This is a genomic window from Methylobacterium sp. WL116 (assembly GCF_008039455.1).
Lineage (GTDB): Bacteria > Pseudomonadota > Alphaproteobacteria > Rhizobiales > Beijerinckiaceae > Methylobacterium.
Genome location: NZ_VRUV01000666.1, coordinates 1 through 2134 on the forward strand (window position 1 = coordinate 1; position 2134 = coordinate 2134).

The 2134-nt window shown below is 63.3% G+C and carries 1 protein-coding gene and 1 pseudogene; one reads left to right on the forward strand and one right to left on the reverse strand.

What is annotated here, in order from left to right; translation table 11 throughout:
* Positions 1-251: 251 nt before the first annotated feature.
* Positions 252-452: a hypothetical protein gene (locus FV223_RS25990; RefSeq protein ID WP_147729639.1), complete on the forward strand. Its 201-nt coding sequence runs from the start codon at positions 252-254 to the stop codon at positions 450-452.
* 741 nt (positions 453-1193) lie between these two features.
* Here the strand turns inward: FV223_RS25990 and FV223_RS25995 are convergent.
* Positions 1194-2134 (reverse strand): annotated as a pseudogene (locus tag FV223_RS25995) (IS630 family transposase); the annotation flags it as partial.

Consider the following 2134-nt stretch of genomic DNA (forward strand, 5'->3'; position numbering starts at 1 on the left):
GGAGGGCGTCGAGCTTTTCCATGGCGCGCTGTAGCGGCGAGCGGTTATCTCGACAACCGCACCTCGGCGGGCAGTCAGGCCGGCCGGCAAGATCCCCTCGGCATGCCAGGCCCAATCAGACGCATGATCAATCGAGGAGGCCAGCAGCCATCAAAGCTGCGGTCACGGAAGGGATCTGTACAACTTGAACGGATTTGAGGGTCAGTGAGTTTAGGGCACCGAAGCGTCTCAGCTTCAAAGCGAGATGCCGTGTGCCGATGGTCAAAGCCATGAGCCCTGAATTTGAAGGCTTGTTCGAGCCCGATGAGGCTACGCCGCTGGAGCGCCTTCGTGAACGCGTAGCGACGTGGGCGACGCTCGCGCTGATCATGGTGTTCTTGTTCGTCACCATCGCCTTGTGGGGCTATGCGACGTGGTGGGTCTTGATGAAGTTGATCGGTCTACTCGCCTGACACACCAGCCTCAGGTGCCCCATGGCACCAAGCCGCGAACTCGACGATGCCGACAAGCCAAACGGTGCTGAGCAGGATCGCGGTGTTGAATGTGAGATGCATTCCCGCATCCTCCCCCATTTTCGTTAAGGAAGCTGTGGCCAGGGACTACGTAAGTAGCAACAAAATTCGTTGCTGCACTGCGGCGCGGTGCCCCTGTAGGTGCTACTTCGTCTAGCGGAACGCATCGCTTGGAGCAGATCGCTGGCGGGGTCCGCGTCGCCCTTGCGCTGTCCCAGGTCAGGGTGCTGATCAGACCGAGCGTCGTCGCATGGTGCGTGTCTCAATGCGGCGTGGCTCATCAGAGCGGCAAGGCCTCCAACTCCCGTACACGCGTTACCCAAGACGATATTCAAGAGGGCCAATGCCCTCAAAAGCCGTTTACACGCCTGGACTCATTGTTGCATGTTGCATCGCACTTGACTTTCTGTGCGTGCGAGGCGCGAGAGCATGCTTGAATTGATGAGGCAGATGGCCGTCAGCATAGCGGAGCTTGAAGCTATGGCGGATCAGCAGGCAGCACTCGCTGATATTCTCACTACACATGATGCAGCGGATGCTATACGGCGGGCGGCACAGCATCATCGGCTTCAGGCTGACGAACTCCGTTTAGTGCTCGCTTCCCTTGGTTCACACTGCGCAGCCGAGACCGTGCCGACGCCTACTGTCACTATCAGCTCATTTGCCCCCTAGTGCAGTGACTCAGACGGATGGTTCAGGGCCTCGGCTGACGGCGGCGAGGATATCGGTGGCGGGTTTGGTCCAGACGAAGGGTCTGGCGCTCCGGTTGTGTTCGGCGATGTAGCGATTGATGGCCGCCTGCAGGTCGACGACGCCGGTGAAGGAGCCTCGCCGCAGCCGACGCCGGGTGAGCGCCGAGAAGAAGCCCTCGACGGCGTTGTGCCACGAGGCCGAGGTCGGGGTGAAGTGGACAATCCAGCGCGGGTGGCAGGCGAGCCAAGCGCGCACCTTCGGATGTTTGTGGGTGGCGACGTTGTCGAGGATGGCGTGGATCACTTTGCCGGGCGGGACGGTGGCCTCGACGGCGTCCCGGCAACCGGATGAACTCGCCGTTTCGGTGGCGCTGCATGCAGCGGCCGAGCACGGTACCGGCCAGGACGTCGAGGGCGGCAAACAACGTCGTCGTGCCGTGACGGGTATAGTCGTGGGTCTGGGCGGCGGGATGGCCCGGGGGCGAGCGGCCGATCGGGGCGGGTCCGCTCCAGCGCCTGGATCTGGCTCTTCTCGTCGATGGACAGCACCACCGCGTGGGCGGGTGGGTTCATGTAGAGGCCGACGACATCCTCGACCTCGGCGGCGAAGGCCGGATCGCGCGACCGTTTGAATGTGCGCAGTCGATGCGGTTGGAGGCGGTGAGCGTCCCAGATCCGCTGCACGGCGCGCAACGATATCCCAACCGCCCGGGCTACGGCACGTCCGGTCCAATGGGTGACCTCGCCTGGTGGCTCCGAGCAGGTCAGCGCCAGCACTTCAGCCACCGTCTCGGTTGGGTGGGGTGGCGTGCCGGGCGGACGCGTCTTGTCGCGCAGAAGACCTTCGACGCCCGCCTCAGCGTAGCGCTGCTGCCAGCGCCACACGGCCGGGCGGCTGACGCCCACCCGCCGAGCCACATCTTGAACGCT